Origin of the sequence: Cupriavidus phytohabitans (assembly GCF_000426345.1) — a bacterium.
Classification (GTDB): Bacteria; Pseudomonadota; Gammaproteobacteria; order Burkholderiales; family Burkholderiaceae; genus Cupriavidus.
The window spans coordinates 1-20,184 of record NZ_AUFE01000024.1 but is presented as its reverse complement, the minus strand read 5'-3'; the positions used below and the strand labels follow the sequence as shown (position 1 = coordinate 20,184).

22 protein-coding genes are annotated in these 20,184 nt (G+C 66.8%); 18 read left to right on the top strand and 4 right to left on the bottom strand.

Annotated elements, in window-relative coordinates; translation table 11 throughout:
* The 3 genes from K309_RS0118245 to K309_RS0118235 all read left to right on the top strand — a co-directional run bounded on the left by K309_RS0118245 (nt 1) and on the right by K309_RS0118235 (nt 2,448).
* Nucleotides 1–996: a DUF3108 domain-containing protein gene (locus tag K309_RS0118245; RefSeq protein WP_029047764.1), complete on the top strand. Its 996-nt coding sequence runs from the start codon at nt 1–3 to the stop codon at nt 994–996.
* A 125-nt stretch (nt 997–1,121) separates the two neighbouring features.
* Nucleotides 1,122–1,964 (top strand): alpha/beta fold hydrolase, encoded by an 843-nt coding sequence (locus tag K309_RS0118240; RefSeq protein ID WP_029047763.1) that lies wholly within the window; start codon nt 1,122–1,124, stop codon nt 1,962–1,964.
* A gap of 226 nt (nt 1,965–2,190) precedes the next feature.
* A complete protein-coding gene (locus K309_RS0118235) occupies nt 2,191–2,448 on the top strand; it encodes a BTH_I0359 family protein (RefSeq protein WP_012351433.1) in 258 nt (85 codons plus the stop codon).
* Nucleotides 2,449–2,545: 97 nt separating this feature from the next.
* Here the strand turns inward: K309_RS0118235 and K309_RS0118230 are convergent, their stop codons facing one another.
* Nucleotides 2,546–2,938, bottom strand: a complete 393-nt coding sequence (locus K309_RS0118230) for a rhodanese-like domain-containing protein (RefSeq protein WP_029047762.1) — start codon at nt 2,936–2,938, stop codon at nt 2,546–2,548.
* Between the two features lie 221 nt (nt 2,939–3,159).
* Between K309_RS0118230 and K309_RS0118225 the strand changes: the two genes are divergently transcribed.
* The 5 genes from K309_RS0118225 to K309_RS0118205 all read left to right on the top strand — a co-directional run bounded on the left by K309_RS0118225 (nt 3,160) and on the right by K309_RS0118205 (nt 9,099).
* Nucleotides 3,160–4,221: a homocysteine S-methyltransferase family protein gene (locus tag K309_RS0118225; RefSeq protein WP_029047761.1), complete on the top strand. Its 1,062-nt coding sequence runs from the start codon at nt 3,160–3,162 to the stop codon at nt 4,219–4,221.
* A gap of 16 nt (nt 4,222–4,237) precedes the next feature.
* Nucleotides 4,238–6,985: a methionine synthase gene (gene metH / locus K309_RS36765; protein WP_035877828.1), complete on the top strand. Its 2,748-nt coding sequence runs from the start codon at nt 4,238–4,240 to the stop codon at nt 6,983–6,985.
* Nucleotides 6,986–7,250: 265 nt separating this feature from the next.
* Nucleotides 7,251–7,694 (top strand): hypothetical protein, encoded by a 444-nt coding sequence (locus K309_RS0118215; RefSeq protein ID WP_029047760.1) that lies wholly within the window; start codon nt 7,251–7,253, stop codon nt 7,692–7,694.
* Nucleotides 7,695–7,991: 297 nt separating this feature from the next.
* Nucleotides 7,992–8,624, top strand: coding sequence for a response regulator (locus K309_RS0118210; protein WP_029047759.1), 633 nt, complete (start codon nt 7,992–7,994; stop codon nt 8,622–8,624).
* 67 nt (nt 8,625–8,691) lie between these two features.
* Nucleotides 8,692–9,099: a response regulator gene (locus K309_RS0118205; RefSeq protein ID WP_029047758.1), complete on the top strand. Its 408-nt coding sequence runs from the start codon at nt 8,692–8,694 to the stop codon at nt 9,097–9,099.
* A gap of 43 nt (nt 9,100–9,142) precedes the next feature.
* Here the strand turns inward: K309_RS0118205 and K309_RS0118200 are convergent, their stop codons facing one another.
* On the bottom strand, nt 9,143–10,546 hold the full coding sequence (locus K309_RS0118200) for a sensor histidine kinase (protein ID WP_029047757.1): 1,404 nt from the start codon (nt 10,544–10,546) through the stop codon (nt 9,143–9,145).
* Between the two features lie 284 nt (nt 10,547–10,830).
* Here K309_RS0118200 and K309_RS40010 point away from each other — a divergent pair, with 284 nt between their 5' ends.
* Nucleotides 10,831–10,995 carry a DUF1328 domain-containing protein gene (locus tag K309_RS40010; protein ID WP_029047756.1) on the top strand — a complete coding sequence of 55 codons (165 nt, stop codon included), beginning with the start codon at nt 10,831–10,833 and terminating at the stop codon, nt 10,993–10,995.
* 49 nt (nt 10,996–11,044) lie between these two features.
* Nucleotides 11,045–11,470, top strand: coding sequence for a DUF883 family protein (locus K309_RS0118190; protein WP_029047755.1), 426 nt, complete (start codon nt 11,045–11,047; stop codon nt 11,468–11,470).
* Between the two features lie 135 nt (nt 11,471–11,605).
* Here the strand turns inward: K309_RS0118190 and K309_RS0118185 are convergent, their stop codons facing one another.
* A complete protein-coding gene (locus tag K309_RS0118185) occupies nt 11,606–11,929 on the bottom strand; it encodes a DUF1840 domain-containing protein (protein WP_029047754.1) in 324 nt (107 codons plus the stop codon).
* 266 nt (nt 11,930–12,195) lie between these two features.
* Here K309_RS0118185 and argS point away from each other — a divergent pair, with 266 nt between their 5' ends.
* The 5 genes from argS (at nt 12,196) to K309_RS0118160 (ending at nt 17,374) form a co-directional block, all read left to right on the top strand.
* Nucleotides 12,196–13,983: an arginine--tRNA ligase gene (gene argS, locus K309_RS0118180; protein WP_029047753.1), complete on the top strand. Its 1,788-nt coding sequence runs from the start codon at nt 12,196–12,198 to the stop codon at nt 13,981–13,983.
* A gap of 100 nt (nt 13,984–14,083) precedes the next feature.
* Nucleotides 14,084–14,839, top strand: a complete 756-nt coding sequence (locus tag K309_RS0118175) for an SPOR domain-containing protein (protein ID WP_029047752.1) — start codon at nt 14,084–14,086, stop codon at nt 14,837–14,839.
* Between the two features lie 166 nt (nt 14,840–15,005).
* Nucleotides 15,006–15,641, top strand: coding sequence for a thiol:disulfide interchange protein DsbA/DsbL (locus K309_RS0118170; RefSeq protein WP_029047751.1), 636 nt, complete (start codon nt 15,006–15,008; stop codon nt 15,639–15,641).
* A gap of 93 nt (nt 15,642–15,734) precedes the next feature.
* Nucleotides 15,735–16,538, top strand: a complete 804-nt coding sequence (locus K309_RS0118165) for an SDR family oxidoreductase (RefSeq protein WP_029047750.1) — start codon at nt 15,735–15,737, stop codon at nt 16,536–16,538.
* Nucleotides 16,539–16,540: 2 nt separating this feature from the next.
* Nucleotides 16,541–17,374, top strand: coding sequence for a helical backbone metal receptor (locus K309_RS0118160; protein WP_029047749.1), 834 nt, complete (start codon nt 16,541–16,543; stop codon nt 17,372–17,374).
* Between the two features lie 22 nt (nt 17,375–17,396).
* On the opposite strand, the gene K309_RS0118155 is transcribed toward K309_RS0118160, so the two are convergent.
* A complete protein-coding gene (locus K309_RS0118155) occupies nt 17,397–18,473 on the bottom strand; it encodes an MBL fold metallo-hydrolase (protein ID WP_029047748.1) in 1,077 nt (358 codons plus the stop codon).
* Between the two features lie 221 nt (nt 18,474–18,694).
* Between K309_RS0118155 and K309_RS0118150 the strand changes: the two genes are divergently transcribed.
* The 3 genes from K309_RS0118150 to K309_RS0118140 all read left to right on the top strand — a co-directional run.
* Nucleotides 18,695–19,159 (top strand): MerR family transcriptional regulator, encoded by a 465-nt coding sequence (locus tag K309_RS0118150; protein ID WP_029047747.1) that lies wholly within the window; start codon nt 18,695–18,697, stop codon nt 19,157–19,159.
* Between the two features lie 105 nt (nt 19,160–19,264).
* Nucleotides 19,265–19,741: a PaaI family thioesterase gene (locus tag K309_RS0118145; protein ID WP_029047746.1), complete on the top strand. Its 477-nt coding sequence runs from the start codon at nt 19,265–19,267 to the stop codon at nt 19,739–19,741.
* 36 nt (nt 19,742–19,777) lie between these two features.
* On the top strand, nt 19,778–20,184 hold a 407-nt coding region (locus K309_RS0118140; protein WP_029047745.1), incomplete at its 3' end, for an acyl-CoA dehydrogenase family protein.

Below are 20,184 nucleotides of genomic sequence, written 5' to 3'. Positions count from 1 at the left end.
GTGGTTGCGCTGGTGGTGCTGGTGCACGTGCTGGCGGTGGTGGGATTCCTGCGCATGCCGGGGCCGCTGATCCCGCTCGACGTCAGCAACACACCGACGCTGGAGGCGGTCCTGCTGCCGCCGCCCAAGCCACCGGCTCCGCCCAGGCCGCGCCCCGCGCCACAGCCGCGTCCGAAGCCCGCGGCGCCGGTCCCGGCTCCCCAGCCCGAGCCTGAACCGCCGGCCCCGCCCTTGGCGACCAGCCCGCAAGGCCCGGTGGAGATGGCGACCGGGCCGGGCGGCACCGGGACCGCGCCGGCAGCACCTGCAGCGCCCGCGCCGGCGCCTTCCGGCGGTCCGCAGGGCGGCGTCGGCGGCGTCGTCTACAGCGCGCCGCCGCCCGCCACGTACCACTACGCCAGCTTCGTCAACGGCGTGCAGAACCCCGATGGCCTGATCCGCTGGGAGCACGACGGCCGCCGCTACCGCCTCGCGGTGGAAACGCGCGTGCTGTGGTTCCGCTTCGCGTTCCAGAGCAGCGGTGCGATGTCCGAGCAGGGACTGTTGCCGGAACGCTACGAAGAGCACCGGCGCAACAAGGCCGAGTCATCGCGCTTTGATACCGCCGCCGGCACCGCCACGCTGCGCAACGGCGCGCAGTCGCCGTTCCCGCCCGGGTCGCAGGATCGCTTCAGCGTGTTCCTGCAGCTGGTCGGCCTGGTGCGTGGCAATCCGCAACGCTATGTCACCCCCGGTGTGACGGAAACGTTCCAGGTTGCCGATACGCGTGATGTGGAACCGATGCAAGTGCAGTATGTTGGAGAAGAGGATTTCGACACGGGCAACGGCGTGGTACGTGCGAAGCACTTTGTGCGGCTGCCGCGCCGCGCCAATGACCGTCGCCGGGTCGAGCTATGGCTTGCGCAATCGCTAGGCTGGATGCCGGTGCGGCTGCGGCAGACCGAGCCCGACGGCACCCAGATCGAACTGGTGTACCGCGGCAACGGCGGGCAATAGCCACGCGCCGCCGCCGGGCGATCGCCGGTAGCCCGCCGGGCGAATGTCAACAATCGTTAAAAAGGCGCCTCGCCCGGGTCAACGTTGCCGAGTTTCGGCGCATTCTTACTGACAGGAGCCTAGCCATGACTGTTGCCACGCCACCCGCCGAAACGCACCGCGTCCATGCCGACGGCGCCGAGCTTTACGTGCGCATCGACGGCACCGACGGACCGTGGGTGATCCTGGCCCATGCACTGGCCGCCAGCCATGCGCTGTGGGACCAGACCGCCAGTCACCTGGCGTCGCGCTATCGCGTGGTGCGTCCCGACCTGCGCGGACATGGCGGCAGCGAGGCGCCGCTGGGGCCCTACACCATGACGCGGCTGGCCGACGACGTGATCGCGGTGATGGACTCGCTCGAAATCCCGCAGGCCCATTTCTGTGGTATTTCGGTCGGCGGCATGATCGGGCAGACGCTCGGGCTGCGCCATCCGGAGCGGCTGCTGTCGCTGGCGCTGGTCGCCACCAACAGCCAGACCCCGATGGAAGCCCACCCGATGTGGCACAACCGCATTGGCCAGGCCGAGGCCCATGGCATGGCCGGCATGGCCGACGCCACGCTGGAGCGCTGGCTGACGCCGGACTTCCGCGCCGCGCATCCCGATGTGGTGGCGCGTATCCACGCCATGCTGGTGGCCACGCCGGTGCGCGGCTACGTGGGCGTTGCCGAGGCGATCATGGCTTTCGATCTCGCCGGCGCGCTTTCCCGCATCCATTGTCCTACGCTGGTAGTAGCAGGAGAGAACGATCAGGGCGCGACCGTGGCGATGGCGCAGAGCATTGCGGCCGCCATCCGAGGCGCCCGGCTGGAAGTGATGCCGCAGGCGGCGCACCTGGTGCATGTGGAGCAGCCCGAACGCTTCCACGCGGCGCTGGAGGCGTTCCTCGGCAATGCGGCGTGCGGCGGCCAGTGCGACGTTCCGTGACAGACAACACACTGATGCGCCAGGCTCAAGAAACTTGTAGCGAAGGACGATGCCCAACCTATGTAGGCAGCAATGACGTGGCAACGCAGTGACCTGCTTAACTCCTTGATTTGGCGCAGGTCACCCCAAGTTTGGAGGTAAAGCCGCGGCGCCCCCTCACGGCAACATCGACGAGGCAAGAATCAAAAGGGCATGCCGCCCAACCATGACGCCCAGGAGGTGTGCCATGCAAATGATCTACAACAGCGACAATTACTGCATCGTCGAGTTCGGTGCGGATGTCGAGCAAGCGCCGCTCGAGTTCGGTGGCTATGAAATCGTCGACAAGAACCTGAAGCGCGAGATTTTCCTTGGCGGGCAGCTGGCTGAAAGCTTCCGCGCCGACGTCAAGCGCCTGATCGAAAGCGAGCCGTCAGTGGAAGAGGTGGACGACTTTCTCGGCAAGTTCGATAACGTGATGACGCATCCGCTGGTGATGCACTGAGCGGCTTTGCGTGGTTGCCGGCCATGGCCGGCAACCCGCCATCGCGCCCGCCCTGGCGGGCGTTTTTGTTTTTGGCGGCCGGGTCCGGCATCCTTGCTCAGTACTGCTCCCACGGCAGCCCTTCGTGGCGCCAGCCGTTGAGCGTATTGCGGTGACGCTGCCCGTCAAGATCGCCTTCGAACCCGTGCAGCACGTTGTAGACGTTGGCAAAGCCCGCGCCCTCCAGCGCCCGTGCCGCCGCCGTCGAGCGGTTGCCGCTGCGGCAGATCAGCAACACCGGCCGCGCCGAGACATGGCCGGCCAGCTTCTTCACCATCTGCACGAAATGCGGGTTGACTTCCCAGTCCGGCCCGTCGTTCCAGGGGACGTTGTGCGCACCCTTCGGATGGCCCACGAACAGGTATTCCATCTCGCTGCGGCAGTCGATGAACAGCGTCTCGGGCGAATCGGCCAGCAGGGCCTGGGCGTCGGATGGGGACAGGTGTTGCATGGTCGGCGGGGACAAAGTACGAGGAAGGACGAGGTAGGGCGCGGAATGACCGGATTGGTGACGGTTACGCCTCTCAGTGTAGGCGGCCAACGACCTGACAGGCAACCGCAAGGCCTTGATACACCTGATAAAATCGTTCCTCTTTGGCCAGCATCGGCCACAGCAGCGCCCGCCGCCGGTCCAATGATCGCGCGCCGGCCGCCTTTCCAGAGTTCCCCGCCATGAGTGCCCCTGAATCCCGCGCGGCCGCGCCGCGCCCCTACACCCGGGCTGCCGAGCTGCCCCGGCTGCTGCAAGAACGCATCCTGATCCTGGATGGCGCCATGGGCACCATGATCCAGCGCTACAAGCTGACCGAGGCCGACTACCGCGGCGAGCGCTTCGCCGAACACAAGGTGGACGTGAAGGGCAACAACGAACTGCTGCTGCTGACGCGCCCGCAGGTCATCAGCGAGATCCACGAGCAATACCTGGCCGCCGGTGCCGACCTGATCGAGACCAATACCTTCGGCGCCACCCGCGTGGCGCAGGAAGACTACAAGATGGCCGACCTGGCGTACGAGATGAACGTCGAGGCCGCGCGCCTGGCGCGCGCCGCCTGCGACAAGTACACCACGCCCGACAAGCCGCGCTTCGTTGCCGGCGCCTTCGGCCCGACGCCCAAGACCGCCAGCATCTCGCCCGACGTGAACGACCCCGGCGCGCGCAACGTCACCTTCGAGGAGCTGCGCGAGTCGTACTACGAGCAGGGCAAGGCCTTGCTCGAAGGCGGCGCCGACGTGTTCCTGGTCGAGACCATCTTCGACACGCTCAACGCCAAGGCCGCGCTGTTCGCCATCGACCAGCTGTTCGAGGACACCGGCGAACGCGTGCCGGTGATGATCTCGGGCACCGTGACCGATGCCTCCGGCCGGATCCTGTCGGGCCAGACCGTGGAAGCGTTCTGGAACAGCCTGCGCCATGCGCGGCCGGTCACCTTCGGCCTGAACTGCGCCCTCGGCGCCACGCTGATGCGCCCCTATATTGCCGAGCTGGCCAAGATCTGCGACGCCGCGGTGTCGTGCTACCCGAACGCCGGCCTGCCGAACCCGATGAGCGACACGGGCTTCGATGAAACGCCCGAGGTCACGTCGTCGCTGGTGGAAGAGTTCGCCGCCTCCGGGCTGGTGAACCTGGTGGGCGGCTGCTGCGGCACCACGCCCGAGCACATCGCCGCCATCGCCCAGCGCGTGGCCGACAAGAAACCCCGCACCTGGCCCGGCCAGTACCGCGACGCCGCCTGAGCCGGAGCCCGAGAACATGAGCGAGAACAAACTGCCCCCGCGCCCGATGCGCCTGTCCGGCCTCGAGCCCTTTACCATCGACGACGACACGCTGTTCGTCAACGTCGGCGAGCGCACCAACGTGACCGGCTCCAAGGCCTTCGCGCGGATGATCCTGAACGGCCAGTTCGACGAAGCGCTGGCGGTGGCCCGCCAGCAGGTCGAGAACGGCGCGCAGATCATCGACATCAACATGGACGAGGCCATGCTGGACTCGAAGGCCGCCATGGTTCGCTTCCTGAACCTGATCGCCTCCGAGCCCGACATCGCGCGCGTGCCGATCATGCTGGACTCGTCCAAGTGGGAAGTGATCGAGGCCGGGCTGCAGTGCGTGCAGGGCAAGCCCGTGGTGAACTCGATCTCGCTCAAGGAGGGCGAGGAGCAGTTCCGCCACCACGCCGAGCTGATCCGCCGCTACGGCGCGGCCAGCGTGGTGATGGCCTTCGACGAGAAGGGCCAGGCCGATACCTTCGAGCGCAAGACCGAGATCTGCAAGCGCAGCTACGACATCCTGGTCAATGAAGTCGGCTTCCCGCCGGAAGACATCATCTTCGACCCGAATATCTTCGCGGTCGCGACCGGCATCGAAGAGCATAACAATTACGCGGTGGACTTCATCGAGGCCACGCGCTGGATCAAGCAGAACCTGCCGTACGCCAAGGTCAGCGGCGGCGTCTCCAACGTGTCGTTCTCGTTCCGCGGCAACGACGTGGTGCGCGAGGCAATCCACACTGTGTTCCTGTACCACGCAATCGGCGTGGGCATGGACATGGGCATCGTCAACGCCGGGCAGCTCGGCGTGTATGACCAGCTCGATCCCGAGCTGCGCGAGCGCGTGGAAGACGTGGTGCTGAACCGCCGCGAGGACTCCACCGACCGCCTGCTGGAAATCGCCGACCGCTACAAGGGTGGCGGCGCCAAGAAGGAAGAAAACCTCGCCTGGCGCGGCACGCCCGAGCAGCCGGTGCCCGTGGGCGAACGCCTGGCGCACGCGCTGGTGCATGGCATCACCACCTTTATCGTCGAAGACACCGAGGAAGTCCGCCAGCAGATAGAAGCGCGCGGCGGCCGCCCGATCGAGGTGATCGAGGGCCCGCTGATGGACGGCATGAACATCGTCGGCGACCTGTTCGGCGCCGGCAAGATGTTCCTGCCGCAGGTGGTCAAGAGCGCGCGCGTGATGAAGCAGGCGGTGGCGCACCTGCTGCCCTTCATCGAGGAAGAAAAGCGCCTGCTGGCCGAGGCCGGCGGCGATGTGCGCGCGCGCGGCAAGATCGTGATCGCCACCGTGAAGGGCGACGTGCACGACATCGGCAAGAACATCGTGTCGGTGGTGCTCCAGTGCAATAACTTCGAAGTGGTCAATATGGGCGTGATGGTGCCGTGCAACGAGATCCTGGCGAAGGCCAAGGTCGAGGGCGCGGACATCGTCGGCCTGTCGGGGCTGATCACGCCGTCGCTGGAAGAAATGGCCTACGTCGCGTCGGAGATGCAGCGCGACGACTACTTCCGCGTGAAAAAGATTCCGCTGCTGATCGGCGGAGCCACCACCTCGCGCGTGCATACCGCGGTGAAGATCGCGCCCAACTACGAAGGGCCGGTGGTGTACGTGCCGGATGCCTCGCGCTCGGTCAGCGTGGCGTCGAGCCTGCTGTCCGATGAAGGCGCGGCGAAGTACCTGGACGAACTGAAGACCGACTACGACCGCATCCGCACCCAGCACGCCAACAAGAAGGCGACCCCGATGGTGACGCTGGCGCAGGCGCGCGCCAACAAGACGCCGATCGACTGGAGCGGCTACGTGCCGCCCAAGCCGAAGTTCATCGGCCGCCGCGTGTTCCGTAACTACGACCTGGCGGAACTGGCCAACTACATCGACTGGGGCCCGTTCTTCCAGACCTGGGACCTCGCCGGCAAATTCCCCGACATCCTCAACGACGAGATCGTGGGCGAGTCGGCGCGCAAGGTGTTCTCGGATGGCAAGGCGATGCTGTCGCGCCTGATCCAGGGCCGCTGGCTGAGCGCCAATGGCGTAATCGCGCTGCTGCCGGCCAACACCGTCAACGACGACGATATCGAGATCTACACCGACGAGACCCGCAGCAAGGTCGCGCTCACCTGGCACAACGTGCGCCAGCAGAGCGAGCGCCCGGTGGTGGACGGCGTGCGCCGGCCCAATCGCTGCCTGGCAGATTTTGTCGCGCCGAAGGACAGTGGCATCGCCGACTATGTCGGCATGTTCGCCGTCACCGCGGGCCTGGGCGTCGACAAGAAGGAAGCCCAGTTTGAAGCCGACCACGACGACTACAGCGCGATCATGCTGAAGGCGCTGGCCGACCGCCTGGCCGAAGCCTTCGCCGAATGCCTGCATGAGCGCGTGCGCAAGGACCTGTGGGGCTACGACGCGGGCGAGCAGCTCTCCAACGAACAACTGATTGCCGAGTCGTACCGCGGCATCCGCCCGGCGCCCGGCTATCCCGCCTGCCCCGAGCATACCGTCAAGGGCCCGATGTTCCAGTTCCTCGACGCAGCCGAGATCGGCATGGGCATCACCGAGTCGCTGGCGATGACGCCGGCCGCGTCGGTCAGCGGCTTCTACCTGGCGCATGCCGAGTCGACCTACTTCACCATCGGCAAGATCGGCCAGGACCAGCTCGACGACATGGTGTCGCGCCGGCATGAAGAGCGCGCCACGCTGGAGCGCGCGCTCGCGCCCAACCTGTAACGGGGTGCGACGGCAGGGCGCCGGCCACGGCCGCGCGACCTTGCCGCCAGCCCGTTGATGCCACAGGGAATTTCCTCGCGCGACGGCTTCCTGGCCCGCTTGCGGCGGTGTATCCGGCGCCTCACAACTCCTTACAGAGCCTTTCAATCCCTCACAGACCGGGGCCGGTGCGCTCCCTAGACTGAGGGCTCGATTCACGCAAACACCAGCGCGTGAACACCGCGACGAATGTTTCGCCGCGGGGCATCCTGAAAGGAGTCTGTCCATGAAGAAACTGCTGCTCTCCCTGTCCGCCCTGTCGATCGCCGCCGCTTCCTCGCTGGCCATGGCACAAGGTACTGGTGTGGGCGCCGGCGCGAAGGCCGACGTCGGCGCATCGGTGACCGCCCCGGCGCCCTCTGCCGCCACGCAGGGTGCGTTGAATACCGCGGGTAGCGCTGCCACCGGCGCCACCAGCGCCGCCGAGAAGGGCCTGTCGACCGCGGGCGCGGCAACCGACAAGGGCATGTCGGCAGCGGGCACTGCGGCTGACAAGGGGCTGTCCACCGCCGGCGCGGCGGTCGAGAAGGGTGCCAGCAAGTCGGCCGATGCCAAGGCCGAAGCCGGCAGCAAGGCCAAGCACGACAAGCACACCACCAAGTCGGCCAAGAAGTCCAAGGCAGATGCCAGCGTCGACGCGGGCGCCGAGGCGGGCGCCAAGGTGCAGTAAGCTCGCCGCCAGCCGGCACTGGCGCGCAGGCCCTGAGATTCCCGGGGCCTGACGCGCCGCAGCAAAGCGGGACGGACTCCAGGCCGTCCCGCTTTGCTTTTGTACGCCATGCCTCGTACCGTTGAGCCGCGGAACCGTCCATGTGCGCTTTACGCGTTGTGGCCGCGCGTCATGTCAGCCTGACACCGACAGCCCGCGCGCCCGGCCGGCACTACAATGACAGCAACGCAAGCGGTTCCGCCTGCACCCGACTGCACCGGGCAATGTGCCGGTCCGTTCAACCCCGTGGAGCCCCACATGATCCGCGTCCTGATCGCTGACGATCACGAGATTGTGCGTGCCGGGCTGCGACAATTCATTTCCGAAGAGCCCGACATCCAGGTGACTGGCGAAGCCGGCAGCGGCGACGAAGTCATGGCGCGGCTACGTGATGCCGAATTCGATGTGCTGGTGCTGGATATCTCGATGCCCGACCGCAACGGCATCGATGTGCTCAAGCTGATCCGGCAGCGCAAGCCTGACCTGCCGGTGCTGATCCTGTCCACCTACCCCGAAGACCAGTACGCCATCAACCTGATCCGCGCCGGGGCTTCAGGCTACCTGACCAAGGAAAGCGCGCCCGACGACCTCGTCAAGGCCATCCGCACGGTGGCGCAGGGACGGCGCTATGTCAGCGCCACGGTGGCCGACCTGCTGATCGGCGGGCTCGACAAGCCGACCGAGCAGCCGGTGCACCAGATGCTGTCCGAGCGCGAGTTCCAGATCTTCTGCAAGCTCTCGCGCGGGCAGTCGGTGTCGGTGATCGCCGACGAATTGTTTCTCAGCGTCAAGACCGTCAGTACCTATCGTTCCCGCATCCTGGAGAAAATGGGCATGAAGACCAACGCGGACCTGACTTACTACGCCATCAAGAACGGCCTGGTCGAGTAGCGGCACGCCGCGGGCCGCATCGCGGCCTGCGGTCGGATCGCACCGGACCGGGCCCGCAAACCAGAACATGTCGGAGCAGGCTTCGAACACTTCCTACCGGGCGCTGAGCATACTGCTGATCGAAGACTCGGCGGTCCTGCGAGGCATGCTGCTCGAATACCTGAAGGATTTCCCGTTTATCGAGAACGTGGACTGGGCCGACACCGAAGCCATGGCCCTGCGCCTGCTCGACGCCGGCAAGTACGACGTCGTCATCGTCGACCTGCAGCTGCGCCAGGGCAACGGCATCAATGTGCTGCGCGCAATGCAGCGCAAAGGCACGGATACCGTGCGCATTGTCTATACCAACCACGCCCAGGTGCAGATGTACCGAAGCCAGTGCGCAGCCGCGGGCGCCGATTATTTCTTCGACAAGTCACTCGAGCTGGAACAGGTGTTCCGTGTGATCGAGGAACACGCGGCGGCGCCGTCCTGATCTGGCAAGGCAACCCTCAAGTACAACTCAAGCACCGCACGCGTCAAGCGCGCGCAGGCTCTTCGCCTTCCGGCTGTTCCGCGGGCGCCAGCACCGATGCCGTTAGCGGCACCTCGATGTGGATGCGCACGCCCGCGTGCGCCGACGAGTCGATCTGCATGCTGCCGCCCAGCGCGGTGACGCGCTGCTCCATGCCCAGCAGGCCGTGGTGGCCGGCGGTGCTGCCGGCGTCGAAGTCGGCCGGCAGGCCCTTGCCGTCGTCGCGCACGGTCAGCGTCAGCAGCTCGCCGCGGCACGCCAGGCAGACCCCGACGCGCTTGGCTTCGGAGTACTTGCTGGCGTTGGTCAGCGATTCCTGCACGATCCGGTACAGCGCGATCGCGGCTTCGTCGCTCAGCGCCGGCAGGTCCTCGGGCACGCTGACGTCCGTTTGCCAGCCGTTGCGCGCACCGACTTCCTCCACCAGCTGGCACACCGCGGCGCGCAGGCCGAGGTTGAGCAGCACGGTGGGGCGCAGGTCCTCGACCAGGCGGCGCTTGACCTGGATACCCTGGTCTACGTGCAGCATCACACGCGTGAGGCGCTCGGCGCTTTGCGGATGCGCCTCCTGGATCTGGCGCCGCACCCAGTGCAGGTCGAGCTTGATGGCGGTCAGGATCGCACCCAACTCGTCGTGCAGCTCGCGCGCCAGCCGGGTCTTCTCGTCTTCGGTGACGCGCTGCAGGTGGGCCGCCAGCGCCGACAGCTGGCGCGTGCGCGCGCGTACCTTGCGGTCCAGCTTGGCGCTTTCCTCTTCCAGCTGCGCGCGCACCGCCTCGGCCATGGACAGGCGCTTGGCGTGGCCCACGCCGACCGCGAGCAGCAAGGTGATATTGATCGCGGTCAGCAGGCCGATGCCATAGCGAGATAGCTGCACATCGTTCTCCGCGCCTTCCAGCCGATGCGATACCGAGCCCGCCTCGCGCGCCTGCAGCTGGTCGAGCCCGCGGCGCGCATTGTCCATGGTCTGCTTGCCATAGTCGGTGCGGACCAGGTCCAGCGCCACTTCCAGGTCGCGCTTGCCGTAGACGAGCGTCAGCGCCATCTCGTTGAGCTTGCTGTTGATCAGCTTGGAGGTGTCGCCGAACATCTTCAGCCCCTCCGGGTCGTTGGCGTAGTCCGCGCGGATCTGCGCCATCAGTTCGGCAATGCGAGGCAGGCCCTTGTAGTAGGGCTCAAGATAGGATTCCTTGCCGGTCAGCAGGAAGCCGCGCTGGCCAGCCTCCGCATTGACCAGCTCGCCGTTGAGCGCGGCCAGCTCGGTCTGCACGCGCTGCGAGCGGATCACGTCGGTGTAGCTCTCGCGCAGGCGGATATTGCCGGTTTCCGACGCCACCAGAACCGCCAGCATCAGCACGATGCCGCCCGCGAGCAGCAGCGTATGAGGAAGAAATGATTGCTTGAGCATGGGGGTCATTTTTCCTGTGTTTGGGACGCGCCGCTTGCCCGCGCAGCGCCAGGGAGCGCCCATGGGATCACATCGATCCACATGGGTCAACCTTGATGCTTCGGGCGTGCCGCACCCGTACTGCCTCTTGTAGGACTCGGCTGACAGTCGAATCGGCTCGCTGTCGGTATTGGCGCGGCGGCAGGCTTCCTACGATGAGGCTATGAGCTTGCACCTTGTGGCGCAAGTCTTCACTTGGGCCCCGGGCCAGTGCCGGCCCGGTCAGCCATCTTCGGGAGCCTAGCATGCTGCACTATGCACTCGTATTTTTCGTCATCGCCCTGATCGCGGCGATCTTCGGCTTCGGCGGTATCGCTGCCGGCGCCGTGGAAATCGCCAAGATCCTGTTCTTCATCTTCCTGGTCGTGGCGCTGGTGGCCGCGGTGATGGGCCTGGTTCGCAGGAGATAGCGCCGGCCGCGCGCCGGCTCCTGTATCGATCGCAACCTGAGGAGACCCCATGCTGACCCAGAACCCCAAAGTCCGGAAGGAACTGAACCACTTGTCCGACAGTGCTGACAGCGCCATCCGCCATATCAAGCACGCCGCACGCGATTCGCGCGAGGCTGCAGCGCCGGTTTCCGGCGAAGTCAAGGCGCTGATCGCCCAGTTGGAGCACACCATCGAAGTGCTGGCGCGGGAAGGCTCGGCCGAAAGCCTGCGTGCCGGCCAGCGGCTGCGCGACCGTGCCAGCGAGATGGCGCACCGGCTGCGCGACCAGACCACCGATGGCATGATGCGCGCCCGCGAACGGATGGATGGCGCGGTCGAACATTCGCGCCAGCGGGTCGTCGAATCGCCGCTCAAGGCAGTAGCGATTGCCGCCGCCATCGGTGCGCTGCTCGGCCTGCTGCTGGCCAACGGCCGCCACCACGAAGAGGAGTAGGCCTGGCGGCACCGGACCCCGCGCGGCGGGGCCGAAAAAAGCATTCCCCCCCTTTCCGGCGCCCTCGTCCGGAAGCCCGGCACGACGCGGTGCCGGGCGTTTTTTTGTGCGCCCGCGGCCTGCCTTGCCGCCGGGCTACACGCCCCACAAGACGTTGGTCCCTTCCCGCTGCGAGGCGCGCAGCATGTCCAGGAAGGGATAGGCGCGCTGTCCCAGGTGCAGCGGCTCTTCCTCGTCCTCGGCGGCGGCGGCCCCTTCCTCGACCGCCGAGTTGGCCGGATGGTCGCGGCGGGCATCGGCCACCGCCGCTTCCAGCTTCTGGATCGCGCGTGGCAGTTCTTCGACGGTGATCACCCCTCGTTCCCCGAGATGCTTGCCGATGATGCCCAGCAGCGTGATGGCCAGATCCTTCATCATGATCAGGTCTTGCGCAGCGTGGGATTTGAAGGTGATCAGCATGGTGTGGTTTCCTTTTCCGGACGTGCGGGGAACGGCGTTCCCGGGGGCGGGTCGCCGCATGGATTGTGGCCCGGGGCCATCTTCGCGCATGATGTCAGCATAGCACCTGATAAAATTCCGCGTTCCCGATTCCAATGCCTGTTATGCGGCTCGGCGTACCTTTGCCGTCACATGCCGCATCAGGGCGTTGGTGTCGCGTTCAAGCCGCTCGGACGAGCCGGCTGAACGCGACGCCTGAATACTTGCCCACAGGGCTTCCGACATCCATGCTGCCTGTTCAGACCTCCAATCTTGCCGCTGCGTTCACCGATGCCGTGCGTGCGCTCGCCCCGGCCGATGCCTCCCTGCCCGCCGTCACTTTCGAGCGGCCCAAGGCGGCCGCCCATGGCGACCTTGCCTGCAATGTCGCCATGCAGGTCGCGCGCGCGCTCAAGTGCAATCCACGTGAGCTGGCGCAGCGCATCGTCGCCGCGGTGCAGGCCGATGCGCGCGCGCAGGGCCTGGTCGAGGCCATGGAGATCGCTGGCCCCGGCTTTATCAACCTGCGCCTGAGCGCGGCCGCCAAGGCCGACGTGCTGCGCGCGGTGCTGGCCGAGGGCGACCACTACGGCGCGCGCGAGCGCGGCGTGCACGGCCAGGTGCTGGTGGAGTTCGTTTCGGCCAACCCGACCGGCCCGCTGCACGTGGGCCACGGCCGCCAGGCCGCGCTGGGCGATGCCCTCGCCAACCTGCTGTCGTGGCAGGGCTTCCATGTCCACCGCGAGTTCTACTACAACGACGCCGGCGTGCAGATCCAGACCCTGGCGCTGTCAGTGCAGGCGCGCGCGCGCGGCCTGAAGCCGGGCGACGCCAACTGGCCCGAGTCGGCCTACAACGGCGACTACATCGCCGACATCGCCGCCGACTTCCTCGCCGGCAAGACCGTCAGCGCCTCGGACGGCGAGCCGGTGACCGCGTCGGGCAATGTCGAGGATATCGACTCGATCCGCAAGTTCGCCGTGACCTACCTGCGCAACGAGCAGGACATCGACCTGCAGGCCTTCGGCGTCAAGTTCGACCGCTACTACCTGGAGTCGTCGCTGTACAGCGACGGCCGCGTGGAAGCCGCGGTGCAGTCGCTGGTGGCCAAGGGCAAGACCTACGAGAGCGAAGGCGCGCTGTGGCTGCGCACCACCGACGACGGCGACGACAAGGACCGCGTCATGAAGAAGACCGACGGCACCTACACGTATTTCGTGCCGGACGTGGCCTACCACACCACCAAGTGGGAACGCGGCTTCAGCAAGGTCATCAACGTGCAGGGCAGCGACCACCACGGCACCATCGCGCGCGTGCGCGCCGGCCTGCAGGGCCTGGACATGGGGATTCCCAAGGGCTATCCCGACTACGTGCTGCACAAGATGGTCACCGTGATGAAGAACGGCGAGGAGGTCAAGATCTCCAAGCGCGCCGGCTCGTACGTCACGGTGCGCGACCTGATCGAATGGTCCAACGGCGGTGATGAAAGCATTCGCGGTTGCCTGGAGCAGGGCGTGGCCGACTGGCCGGAGCACTTCACCCGCGGTCGCGACGCGGTGCGCTTCTTCCTGCTGTCGCGCAAGGCCGATACCGAATTCGTGTTCGACGTCGACCTGGCGCTCAAGCAGAACGACGAGAACCCGGTGTACTACGTGCAGTACGCCCATGCCCGCATCTGCTCGATCTTCGAGTCGTGGGGCGGCGCCGAATGGGAAAGCCGCCTGGCCGAGCTGGCCGGCGCCGACCTGTCGGCCGTGACCGGCCCCGAGGCCAGCGCCCAGGCACAGGCGCTGGGCCGCCGCCTGGCCGAGTTCCCGGACATGCTGTCGGCCGCTGCCTCCGAGCTCGCGCCGCATGCGGTCGCCTTCTACCTGCGCGACCTGGCCGGCGATTTCCACGCCTTCTACAATGCCGACCGCGTGCTGGTCGACGACGAGGCGGTCAAGCGCGCCCGGCTGGCGCTGCTGGCCGCGACGCGCCAGGTGCTGCGCAACGGCCTGGCGGTGATCGGCGTCTCGGCGCCGCGCCGCATGTAATCGACGCGCGCAAGGAAGGACGCAACGAAGGGCGCAAAGAAGGGCGCACAGGGCTGCCCGGCGGTGGCCCTATAATCCCGGCATCACCTAAGAGGACTTCATGCAACAGCAACGCAAGCGCGATGCGCGCAAGGCCCGCCGCAGCCAGCAGCGCGGCGGGACGTTCCTGGGCCTTGTGCTCGGGCTGATCGTCGGGCTGGCCATCGCCGTGGTGGTGGCCCTGTACATCACCAAGTCGCCGACGCCGTTCCAGCAGAAGAGCGCGCCGCGGCCGAGCGAGCCGGGCAATGTCGCCAGCCAGCTGCCGCCGCCGGCGCAGCGCGCCGACGAGGGTCAGGGCCCGACCGACCCGAACAAGCCGCTGTGGAGCAAGACGCCGGCCAAGCCGGTGGGCCAGGCCGCCGAGCCGGAGCCCAAGCCCAGCACCCAGCCGAGCCAGCAGAACGGGCACCAGAATGGCCAGCCTCCGGTGGCGGCCACCCGCCCGGCGGAGAAGCCCGTTGAAAAGCCCGTTGAAAAACCGGTTGAAAAGCCCGCCGACAAGCCCGTCGCCACCAGGCCGGCCGAGAAGCCTGTGTCCGACCCGATTGCCGAGATCGCACAGGCCGACGCCAACAAGGTGGGCTACCTGCTGCAGGTGGGCGCGTTCCGCTCGGCCGACGACGCCGACCGCCAGAAGGCCAACCTGGCGATGCAGGGCTTCGAGGCCCGGATCACCGAGCGCGACGTCAACGGCGTCAAGATGTACCGCGTGCGCATGGGCCCGTACAACCGCATCGAAGACATGAACAAGACGCGCAAGCGGCTGCAATCGCAGGGCTTCGAGGCGTCCGTGATCCGCTTCACCAAGCAGTAAGCTGGCGTATTTGCCACGAAAGCGCCACGAAAGCACCACGAAAACGGCGATAAATACGCCGTAACCAACGCAACACCCTTGTCACCAACGCGGCCGGCGCCCGGGCTGAACCGGACGCCGCCGCCGCGGTCATACGCTCATCGACCCAACCGCAAGGCCGCACAAGATGAAGAAACTCGCCGCACTGTTCGCCATGTTCGCCGCCGTGGGCGGCCTGCTGATGTCCGCGCCGTCCCAGGCCGCGCCCACCGAGGGCAAGGAATACCAGGTCCTGAAGGCGCCGCAGCCGGTCACGCCGGGCAAGATCGAGGTCACCGAGTTCTTCTGGTACGGCTGCCCGCACTGCTTCGACTTCGAGCCCGACCTTGAGGCGTGGGTCAAGAAGCAGGGCAGCAACGTCGTGTTCAAGCGCGTGCCGGTCGCCTTCCGCGACGACCTGCTGCCGCACACCAAGATCTTCTATGCGCTCGAAGCCATCGGCAAGCTCGACGCCATGAACATGAAGGTCTTCAACGCCATCCACGTCGAGCGCAAGCGCCTGCTCGACAGCAACGAGATCGCCGACTTCATGGCCAAGAACGGCGTCGACCGCAAGGCCTTCCTGGACGCGTATAACTCGTTCACGGTGACCACCAACGCGCAGCGCGCCAACAAGATCGCCGATGCCTACAAGATCGACGGCGTGCCGACAGTGGTGGTGCAGGGCAAGTACGTGACCTCGCCGTCGATCACCGGCAACAAACAGGGCGCGATCCAGGCCATGGATTACCTGGTGGAGCAGGTGAAGGCGAAGAAGATGTAAATATGACTGGCGGCCTTGCACAGGCCGGTGGTTAGCCAAACGGCTGGTATCCTGTACCAGCCGTTTTTCATTTCGGACAGCCTGCATCCTTCCATGCGTCCCCTTAAAGTCTTCCTCACCGGCGCCTCCAGCGGGCTCGGCCAGGCGCTGGCGCGCGAATACGCGTCGCAGGGCGCCATCCTCGGCTTGGTAGCCCGGCGCGAAGATGCGTTGCGCGAATTCGTGGCGACGCTGCCCAATCCGGGTGCGGCGCGCATCTACGGCGCCGATGTGCGCGATGCCGACGCGATGGCGAGGGCGGCGGAAGACTTTCTCGGGCATTTCGGCTGTCCGGACGTGGTGATCGCCAATGCCGGCGTCTCGGTCGGCACCGTCGCCAGCGAACGCGAGGACCTGGATGCGTTCCGTCAGGTGATGGACACCAACTGGTTCGGCGTGCTGACCACGTTCCAGCCTTTCCTGCACGCGATGCAGCAGCGCGAACCCGGCCCCGGCGGCCGGCGCGGCACGCTGGTCGGCATTGCCAGCGTCGCCGGCGTGCGCGGGCTGCCGGGTGCCGGTGCGTACAGCGCGTCGAAGTCAGCGGTGATCAAGCTGCTGGAGAGCCTGCGGCTGGAGCAGCGCCCGAATGGCATCCGCGTGGTCACAATCGCGCCCGGCTATATCCGCACGCCGATGACCGCGAAGAACCCGTACCGGATGCCATTCCTGACCGATGCCGACGTGTTCGCGCGCAAGGCCGCGCGCGTGATCGCCGCCGGCCGGCGCTTCCGCGTGATTCCGTGGCAGATGGGCGTGGTGGCTGGGCTGATGCACGTGATGCCGCGCTGGCTGTACGACATGCTGGCGACCGGCGCGCCGCGCAAGCCGCGGCGCGGGGAAAGCAGGGAGCCCTGACCATGTGGACGGATGCCATTGGCCAGCAGCACGCCGCGGCAAGCGGCGAGGTGCGCATCGCCTCGCTGGTGCCGTCGGTGACCGAACTGCTGTTCGCGCTCGGGCTGGCGCCGCAGATGGTGGCGCGCACCGGCTTCTGCATCCACCCGGAACCGGCCGTGCGCGCGGTGCCCAAGGTCGGCGGCACCAAGGACGTCAGGGTGGCGCGGCTGCGCGAGCTGGCGCCCACGCACGTGGTGGTCAATATCGACGAAAACCGGCGCGAGACCGTCGACGAGATCCGCGCCTTCGTGCCCAACGTGATCGTCACGCATCCGTGCGCGCCGGAAGACAATGTGCCGCTGTACCGGTTGCTGGGGGGCATTTTTGGCCGCCGTGCCGAGGCCGAATCGCTGTGCGCGGCCTTGCAGGCCGAGCTGGACGCCATCCGCGCGCGTTCCTGGCCGGCGCGCCGCGTGCTCTACGCGATCTGGCAGGATCCGTGGATGACGGTGTCGCGCGACACCTATATCAGCCGCATGCTGGCGCTGGCCAACTGGCAGACGTGGCCGGATGGCAAGGATGCCATGCAGGCCTGCGGAGGCGGCGACTGCAGCCGCCCCAATGCACCGGGAGAGCGCTACCCCACGTTCCGCTGGAGCGATGCGCTGGTGCGCGAGCTAGACCTGGTGCTGCTGTCGACCGAGCCCTATCGCTTCACCGAAGACCACGCCGACGCGCTCGAGCGCCAGCTCGGCAAGCCGGTGCTGCTGGTCGACGGCGAGATGCTGTCGTGGTACGGCAGCCGCGCGGTGGATGGCGTGCGCTACCTGGCGGCGCTGGCGGCCGCCAGCTAGCCCGCGTTTCCAGTCGGCAATATCAGGCAGCCCGGAAGCGGTACACGCCGTCGTCATCCAGCTGCCGCAGCAGCTCGCCGCGGTGCCACAGGCAGTGCAGGTGCGCCAGCGACTCGCCCATGGCAAAGGTCATCTGGTGGATGTCGAACTGGCGCTTGAAGATCACGCTGACGATATCGTGCGCGCAGCACGGCTTCTCGCGGCAGGCCTCCAGCGTTTCGGCGAGACGGTCGGCGTGGTGCTCGCGCAGCTGCATGATGCGGGTATGCAGGTTGCGGAACGGGCGGCCGTGCGAGGGCAGGATCAGCACGTCCTGCGGCAGCGGCTCGTAGCGGGTGAGCGAATCCAGGTAGAGCTGCAGCGAGTTGCCTTCGGGCTCCATGTCGAACACGCTGACATTGGTCGAGATGCGCGGCAGCACCATGTCGCCGGACACCAGCACATTGGTCGCTTCGTTGTACAGCGCCACGTGCTCGGGCGAATGGCCGAATCCGGTGATCACGCGCCAGCCCGAGGTGGCCGCGTCGGTGCCGATCCGGACAGTGTCGCCATCCATCAGGCGGCGGTACTGGGCCGGCAGGTCGGGCACCAGCGACGGGTAGTAGGTCTTGCGCGCACGCAGCTTTTCCTGGCTGTCGGGATCGGTCAGGCCATGCCGCGCAAAGTGCGCGGCGGCCGCGTCGCCGCCCGCGCTGGAGCCGGCACCGGTGCCGGTGCCCATCACGCGCGCGCTCATGTAGTCGCCCAGGCTCATCCACAGCCGCACGTCGAAGCGCTTGCACAGCCAGTGCGCCAGGCCGACGTGGTCGGGATGGCTGTGCGTCACCAGCACGCGCACCACCGGCAGCCCTTCCAGCTCGTTGGCGAAGATGGTCTCCCAATGCGCCTTGATGGTGTCGTTGGTGATGCCGCAGTCGATGATGGTCCAGCCGTCGCGCCCGTCCAGGCGGTCGCGCAGCAGCCACAGGTTGATATGGTCGAGCGCGAACGGCAGCGGCATGCGCAGCCAGTAGACGCCGGGGGCAACTTCCTGCTTGCTGCCGGGCTCGGGCATGGTGTCGCCGAACGGGTATTGGAGCTGGTGTTCGAGTGCATTCATGAGGAGTCTCTTGTTCGAAGCCTAGTGCCGCGCCGGTGATCCGGCCGGGGGCAGGCGGGCTTTCTCGATGCCAGGCGCGCAGGGGGCAATCCGCCGGTTCGCGCCAGTTGCCAGTCGCCGGTGTTGACGCTAACGTAAACGTCAACTCTGACGGTTCGTCTCCATCTTAAGCGAAAACTTGACTTCGCAACGAACGACCGTTCACTTTACTGGGCGCACCCATGGCAGTCACGCAATCTCCCGCCTCCGCAACGTACACCATCACCGACCTCGCCCGCGAGTTCGATGTCACGCCCCGCGCCATCCGCTTCTATGAAGACCAGGGCCTGCTGGCCCCTGAGCGCGAAGGCCCGGGCGGCCGCAAGCGGGTCTATAACAGCCGCGAGCGGACCCGGCTGAAGCTGACGCTGCGCGGCAAGCGGTTAGGGCTCACTCTCAATGAGATCCGCGAGATCCTGGACCTTTACGAGTCGCCGCGCGACACCGCACCGCAGCTCGAACGCTTCCTGCACGCGCTTGCCGCCCACCGCAGCGCGCTCGAGCGGCAGATGGAAGATCTGCAGGCGCAACTTGCCGAGATCGACCAGCATGAGCGCCATTGCCAGGACTTGCTGGCCGCCCAGACTGGCGGCAAGCCCGCGGCCACGGAGGGCGGAGATGCGCCGGTCCGGAAACGATCGGCCTGATACATCACCCGGCACGGCTTTCGTGCCGATTCGGATTGACGTTTACGTAAACGTAAATAGAATACTCCAACGCCTTCACCGCCGCATTCACGCTGGATCCCTGCCATGACGTCTGCCAACGCCAGTGCCGTACCCGCCGAACCCGAGGCGCTGTCCGCCGCGCGCGCCGATGCCATCGCCACCAGTTTCTCGCGCCAGGGTCTGATGACCAGCTTCGGCGCCTCGCTGCAGCGGGTGGCGCGCGGAGAGGTCGAAATCGCGATGCCGTGGTCCGAAGGCGTGACCCAGCAGCACGGCTTCTTCCACGGCGGCGCGGTCGGCGCGCTGGCCGACAGCGCCTGCGGCTATGCCGCGCTGTCGATGGTGGGCGAGGGCGAGGCGGGGCTGACCGCCGAATACAAGATCAACCTGCTATCCCCCGCGCAAGGCGAACGCCTGGTCGCGGTGGGGCGGGTGCTGAAGCCCGGGCGCACGCTGATCGTGGCGCAGGGCGAGGTGTACGTCGAGCAGCAGGGCCGCCGCAAGCAGGTGGCCACCATGCTGATGACGCTGTGCGTGGTCAAGACCCTGGACCACGTCTGAAGCACTCATACATACCGAATCCAACAGGAGACCGACATGACCGAACTGCCAGGCCTGAAATTCGATCTGGGCGAAGACATCGAGATGCTGCGCGATTCCGTGCGCACGTGGGCCCAGGCCGAACTGGCCCCGCGCGCCGGCGAGATCGACCGCACCGACCAGTTCCCGATGGACGCCTGGAAGAAGATGGGCGATCTCGGCGTGCTCGGCATCACCGTGGCCGAGGAATACGGCGGCGCCAACATGGGCTACCTGGCGCACATGATCGCGATGGAAGAGATCAGCCGCGCCTCGGCGTCGGTGGGCCTGTCGTACGGCGCGCATTCGAACCTGTGCGTGAACCAGATCCACCGCAACGGCACGCCGGCGCAGAAGGCGAAATACCTGCCGAAACTGGTGTCGGGCGAGTGGATCGGCGCGCTGGCGATGAGCGAGCCCAACGC